This window comes from Paenibacillus sp. oral taxon 786 str. D14 (genome assembly GCF_000159955.1).
Lineage (GTDB): Bacteria > Bacillota > Bacilli > Paenibacillales > Paenibacillaceae > Fontibacillus > Fontibacillus phoenicis.
In genome coordinates, this window is sequence record NZ_GG695989.1 from 58,051 (window position 1) to 64,111 (window position 6,061).

At 44.5% G+C, this 6,061-nt stretch carries 10 protein-coding genes; all 10 read left to right on the forward strand.

Annotation, left to right across the window (positions count from 1 at the left end; all coding sequences use genetic code 11):
- The first annotated feature begins 56 nt into the window (after positions 1 to 56).
- The 10 genes from POTG_RS18680 (at position 57) to POTG_RS18705 (ending at position 5,946) form a co-directional block, all read left to right on the forward strand.
- Positions 57 to 737: a RecB family exonuclease gene (locus tag POTG_RS18680; RefSeq protein ID WP_009226413.1), complete on the forward strand. Its 681-nt coding sequence runs from the start codon at positions 57 to 59 to the stop codon at positions 735 to 737.
- Positions 738 to 755: 18 nt separating this feature from the next.
- Positions 756 to 1,637, forward strand: a complete 882-nt coding sequence (locus POTG_RS18685) for a hypothetical protein (RefSeq protein ID WP_009226414.1) — start codon at positions 756 to 758, stop codon at positions 1,635 to 1,637.
- 86 nt (positions 1,638 to 1,723) lie between these two features.
- Complete coding sequence (locus POTG_RS24050; protein WP_157259345.1) at positions 1,724 to 1,885, forward strand: hypothetical protein; 162 nt, start codon at positions 1,724 to 1,726, stop codon at positions 1,883 to 1,885.
- Positions 1,860 to 2,201: a type II toxin-antitoxin system PemK/MazF family toxin gene (locus tag POTG_RS25440; protein ID WP_157273511.1), complete on the forward strand. Its 342-nt coding sequence runs from the start codon at positions 1,860 to 1,862 to the stop codon at positions 2,199 to 2,201. The genes POTG_RS24050 and POTG_RS25440 overlap by 26 nt, the downstream gene beginning before the upstream one ends.
- A gap of 25 nt (positions 2,202 to 2,226) precedes the next feature.
- A complete protein-coding gene (locus POTG_RS18690) occupies positions 2,227 to 2,583 on the forward strand; it encodes a hypothetical protein (RefSeq protein WP_157273512.1) in 357 nt (118 codons plus the stop codon).
- Between the two features lie 136 nt (positions 2,584 to 2,719).
- Positions 2,720 to 3,208, forward strand: coding sequence for a JAB domain-containing protein (locus POTG_RS18695; protein WP_009226417.1), 489 nt, complete (start codon positions 2,720 to 2,722; stop codon positions 3,206 to 3,208).
- On the forward strand, positions 3,205 to 3,369 hold the full coding sequence (locus tag POTG_RS24055) for a hypothetical protein (RefSeq protein WP_157273513.1): 165 nt from the start codon (positions 3,205 to 3,207) through the stop codon (positions 3,367 to 3,369). The genes POTG_RS18695 and POTG_RS24055 overlap by 4 nt, the downstream gene beginning before the upstream one ends.
- Positions 3,370 to 3,398: 29 nt before the next feature.
- A complete protein-coding gene (locus POTG_RS18700) occupies positions 3,399 to 3,659 on the forward strand; it encodes a stage V sporulation protein S (protein ID WP_157273514.1) in 261 nt (86 codons plus the stop codon).
- Between the two features lie 68 nt (positions 3,660 to 3,727).
- Positions 3,728 to 3,940 (forward strand): hypothetical protein, encoded by a 213-nt coding sequence (locus POTG_RS23470; RefSeq protein WP_198136235.1) that lies wholly within the window; start codon positions 3,728 to 3,730, stop codon positions 3,938 to 3,940.
- A 785-nt stretch (positions 3,941 to 4,725) separates the two neighbouring features.
- Positions 4,726 to 5,946, forward strand: a complete 1,221-nt coding sequence (locus POTG_RS18705) for an IS110 family transposase (RefSeq protein WP_009226419.1) — start codon at positions 4,726 to 4,728, stop codon at positions 5,944 to 5,946.
- Positions 5,947 to 6,061 lie beyond the last annotated feature (115 nt).

The following is a 6,061-nucleotide window of genomic DNA, read 5'->3' on the forward strand; positions in this document are numbered from 1 at the left end:
GGAACCAATTCAGCCGGAGATGGATGGAACATCTCTGATGACGATTTGCCATTCTAATGCTGTACTCTTATTCCCGGCTCTCGCTTTATGAAACTTGCCCTTATCGATTTTACCAAAAGTACATTTTAGGTAAAAAAGAGCCAGTTACTAAACCACTAGCTCTTGGAAAAGCAGTTCATAAAGCGATTGAGCTAAAGATCAATGGAGTATCTGAGCATGAAGCCATTATAGAGGCAATTATTGAATCAGATTTTCATCCCGAAGTGACTTATGAAGAGATTGCTTCATTGGTGCAGCGTGCTCCGGAAGTCAGGGGACAAACGGAAGTTCATTTTGTACTTCCACTTGGAGACGGTATTCAACTTCAAGGCTACATTGATCTTCTGGAAGAGGAACGATTTTGGGATTGGAAATCGAATTGGCGGCCGTACCGAGCAAATGATACAAGGCAGCTTGCATTATATGCTTGGGCAATTATGAAAATGAGAGGACTCCGGCAAGTCATGGGGACATTGTACTTTCTACGCTTCAGGAAAGCAGAATCGTTTGTATATAACGAGTCTGATGCCAATGAAGCTAGAGAATGGGCGCGTGGTTTGGCGGAAGAAATTGAAATGAAGAAGTCTTGTCTGGAATCATTCCCGGATATGGCTTCTTCTTTGTTTCCGCCTACTCCAGGCAGCCAATGTAAGCATTGTCCGTTTGTGCTGGAGTGTTATCAAAATTCGAAAAATTAAGTTGAGAGGATGAGATAAATGAGTCATTTTACAGTTGCGGTGATTACAGAGTCGTTGGATAAAGTTGAGGATTTGTTGGCTCCTTATCAAGAAAACAACATGGGAGATTGTCCAAAAGAGTATCTGGAGTTCCATGATGTTGAAGAAGAGTACCGCAAGATTTATGAAAATGAATCTTTAGAACGAATTCAATTGGAAGACGGGCGTATCGTATCGCCATATGATAAGGTATTCAGAAAAGTAACTCCAAGTGGCAGTGTAATCGGATATGAAGTGCCGGGTCACTTAAAACGAGTTCAGATTCGATATACGGAAGTGTATCCTTCTTTTGATGATTTCATGGTCGAATACGTAGGGTACACATCACGTGATGAAGAAACAGGAAAGTACGGCTACTGGGAGAATCCTAATGCTAAATGGGACTGGTATTCCATTGGTGGCAGATGGTCAGGTTCGCTTTTGCTGAAGTCAGGAAAACGGGCTGATGCTGCTCGGATCAAGGACATTTTCTTTATTGAACAAACCGAGCATAAAGGTATGACGGTTGAGATTGAAGGGTACCAAGTACCCGCAGCTCTTGCACCAGATATTCAAATCATGGCGGCCGAGGCGACTGAGGCTTGGGAAGAGATGATGGCCGGAAGAAGCCTTTATCGACCGGAATTTATCCTTGAAAGATACGGAGATAAGCAATCTTATATTCGTGAGGTGCTGAGCTTTTCTACCTATGCAGTGATTACGCCGGATGGTAAGTGGCATGCAAAAGGGGATATGGGCTGGTTTGGTATGGGTTCCGAAACCTCCGAAGAAGCCCGAAACTTTAATACTTCATACTTTGATACATTCATCAAAACAGCCGATCCTGATCACTATTTGGTCGTCGTGGATTGTCATATCTAAAATATCTGATCATTGATGTTCCCCTTCCGTTTGATTACAATGAGTTTAACAAAGAGTTTAACAAACTGAGCGGAAGGAGGGGCGTCATGAACAAGGAGGAGAAGCAAGTGGCAAAATCCAAAGATACAAATTCGGAAAATGCTAAATTAAAAGATATTCCTAGAGATGCTTGGGTCGTTGGCTCTGAGTATAATTTCTGGCTGAACGACAAGGACGATGTTTATGACGAACTCTACAAGGACGTTTAAACGTGGGAGTGTTTGGATTGCTGAAATTGTTTATCGTGACGATGTAAGCAAGTCCAAGAAGCGACCTGTCGTTGTGTTAATGGAGGACAATCAGGATGAAGATTTACTGATTGCTCCAATAACAAGTTCATATATGCGGAATCATTGGGACATAAACTTGCTCGATTGGAAGTTAGCCGGGTTGGTCTTTCCTTCCTATGTTAGAACGTCCAAATTGAGTAGCGTTCATTATGAACGACTAAAACATGAAATAGGAATTTTAACTGATGAAGACTTACAAGCGGTTCTTAATGCTTGTAGGTCTTTATTTTTATGAAAATTAAATTAGGAGAGTGTTGAAAATGACAGCAGTAATTGAAAAATTGACCGAAGAAAAAGCAATTGAACTAGCCTTAGAAATCGAGCGTACGGAAGCGGCGTTGAAGCAAATGAAAGTGAACTTGAAGGCTTATGTGGATGATAATGGCCCACTGCAAGCTGGAGATAAATTGTGGGGATACAGCATTTCGACTTCTTGGCAGTTTGGAGCCGATAGTTTGAAGGAACTGGCCGTAGCGATTACAGCAGAAGGAAAGAATGCTTGGGAGTTCCTTAGTCTTCCGGCTACTTCGATTAAGAAGCTCGGCTGGGATGAAGCTGCTTTGTCCCAATATGGCACGTTGAAAGAAACGAAGCGTTTCGATTCGAGAAAAGTCTAATTGCATCTTTAGTTCTCAGAGTAAATTATGGTTCGAGATAGTTATAAATAATTTCGCCTCTCGCCCGGCGTTAAACGGCGGTGTTTATTTCCGACACCGCCGTAAGGCGGCTCGGGGTAAACGGGAAGGAGTAAAAATGAAAGATTTTATGGTGATGGAATCTCAGTTGAATGCTTTGCCACCTAGAAGACGCAAACAGGCTGAGAAGTTGCTAGAACTGATTCGAAAAGTGATGGAGGGGGAGAAAGATCACTATATCCATACACCAGCCGATGTTTTTCAGGCTGTGGCTACCGATTTAGTTGGATTAGATAAGGAACATTTTATGATCCTTATTTTAAATACAAAGAATCGAATTTTGTCTAAAGAGGTTATCTCTATCGGTACGTTAAACTCCGCAATCGTGCATCCTCGTGAAGTCTTTAAACCTGCAATCATTAAAGGAGCTGCATCCATTATTTGTGTGCATAATCACCCTTCAGGTGATCCTGCTCCTAGTTCTGAAGATAAGAAATTGACCGAAAGACTAATACAAGCTGGTGAAATAATTGGCATCGATGTCCTGGATCATGTTGTTATCGGAACGGAAGGATATGTTTCTTTAAAGGAGCAGGGCATGATATGACAGCCAAGGATCGCTTTTTAACTGAGCTTTTGAAGAGGGATGGTAAGGAACGGTGGGTAGCTGCGTTGTTGCTTGCTGCCCCTCCTGAAGTTTTGAGTACAGTTACGGTGAAAACTTTGCGCAAGGAAGGAAAGGCGGTTATGAATGCTTCTAATAGCTAATGAAATTCAGGGAGAAGGTGTTTGGCATAATGATTAGTATTTGCAAAATTTCTGCTCATGCCAATCCAGTTGAAGCAGCCCAGCGAATCGCTAATGTAATTCGTAAATGTGGCGTGGTGGAGTTGCAAGCGGTAGGAGATAACGCCATAAGTAAGGCAGTGAAAGCTGTAGCTATTGCACAGGAGTCAATTGTGCAGAATGTGGACATGGTTTGTACTCCATCTTTTATGGTTTCAGATTCGAAGGGTGAGAAAGTCGCTGGAATGAAAATAGTCGTAGAGAATAGATAATTCAAAGATGAAAGCAGCTTTCCCTGGAATTGGAGAGCTGCTTTTTTCACATGAGAGGGGAATGGAGAATGAACAGCAGTATTGTTTCTTACCCTAACCGTGGTCCGTATGGAAGCAGCAAATATCGAGGAAACTGCTCAGGACATTTAATCGCCGATTTGTTGGATTATTATCAGACAAAGCGCTTTGTTGAAGTTTTCGCCGGTGGGGGTACAGGAGCAGATGTGGCTAAATCTAAAGCTATCCGCTCAATTCACATCCACCTGTCGCACCTTACATAGGTGCGTGGATTGAAATTCCTATCTATTCAAAGAATTCTATCCATTATAGGTCGTACCCTTTGCGGGTACGTGGATTGATATACTTCAGTAAATCGTGGAGAATTGTCGCTGGTCAAATAGGTGGCTTAAAACACTCTTTTTTTAATCAAAGCCCTACTGCACAAGGAATTATTATCCTCCCTGTGCAGTTAATCGGCTTGTTCAGCCGACCAAGATCAGAGATCAGTAGGTAGAGCTTAGAAAATCGTGTCAAGATATAGAATAATATTTGTTTGAGAAAAATTTGGAGGTGATCCAATGGATTTAGCGAATATATGTATCATAGTCATATTGATTTCTATATGGAGGAGAAGGTAATGGATAGAATTCGAATTGATCCTCCACCCAACCCACCAGACTTTACTAAAGACGGTTGAGCGTGACATTAAGTTGCTCCTTGAAGGGCTTGTTCAAAAATGCGGCCATTGGGATCAGAACGTATTAAACCAATGCAGCGGCTTCAATATCGAAAAGGTTAAGCATTATCAAAGTTATTCAATTAGACCCCCATGCCGCTGACGCGGCACCATCAGATGATGAAAAAGGGGACGTGCGGTATAATGGACTTGCGGCTGGCGAGGGAGGTCGCCAAACTATGGTGCTTACGAGCCCGTGAGTTAGACAGAGCCCCAGCGACCAGGTGCACCACAGATTGTTGCCCCTTCCGGGAGCACGCAGGATAGAATAATCGCTTGACGGTTGCTGCACCAGCCCTTAATCATTACCGCCGCAAGGAGTTCTGCTGTATGGACGTCGTTTATACCCACGTATGCGGGCTGGACGTTCACAAGAAGAACGTGGTGGCCTGCGTCATCACACCGGAAACCAAAGAAATCCGGACCTTTTCCACCATGACCGATGACCTGATCCTGCTTGTCGATTGGATCAAAAGCAACGGGTGCACCCATGTCGCGATGGAAAGCACCGCCTCGTTCTGGAAGCCCATTTACAACTTGCTGGAGCTTGAGGACATTCAGACACTCGTCGTCAACGCCAAGAACATAAAGAATGTGCCCGGACGCAAGACCGATGTCAAGGATGCCGAATGGATCGCCAATCTGCTTCGCCACGGTTTGTTACAAGGCAGTTTCATCCCGAACCGCGACCAGCGGGAACTGCGTGAATTGATCCGATACCGACGCAGCCTGATTGATGAGCGGGCCCGGGAAGTCAACCGCATTCAAAAAGTGCTCGAAGGCGCCAACATCAAACTATCGTCTGTCGCCAGCGATGTGCTCGGGAAATCGGGACGAGCCATGATCGAAGCCATGATCGCCGGTGAAGAAAACCCGGAATTGCTTTCGGAACTGGCACAGCGGCGATTGAGAAACAAAAAAGCAGATTTACAACGTGCCCTGAAAGGACTGATGGGAAACCATCAGAAGCTGATGCTGGCGGCACAACTGCGGCACATCGATTATCTGGACGAAGAAATCGGCAGACTGGACGAAGAGATCAAGAGGCGCATGCTCCCTTTTGAAGAAGACCTGGAACTGCTGGACACGATTCCCGGAGTGGCGAGAAGAACGGCTGAAACGATTGTAGCCGAAATCGGCACCAATATGGATCAATTTCCCTCCGCCGCTCATTTGTGTTCATGGGCGGGGCTGTGTCCAGGTCAAAATGAAAGTACCGGTAAACGGAAATCAGGAACGACCCGTAAAGGCAACAAGAAACTCCGAAACGCTCTTGTTGAAGCGGCACGCGCCGCCGGGAGAACGAAGAATACGTATTTGTCCAGTCAATACCATCGGATTGCCGCACGCCGGGGAGCCAGTCGAGCAGCAGTAGCCGTAGCTCACAGCATATTGATGATCGCATATTACATTCTCAAGCGTAGACAACCTTACATTGAATTGGGCCCAACCTATTACGGGGAACGAAAACGCGACACGATTATCAGACAATCAATTAAGAAACTTGAATCCTTAGGGTTAAAGGTCACGGTAGAATCCGTAGCATCTTGATTCTAACAAAGACACATCGCCGTTCTTCAACCCTAACCATTTTTTGTAAGGTTCAGGGTCAGGGTCAGTTTCGTATTGCCTTTTTCAGTTCGTGCAATGAGTTAATTTTCAGGAT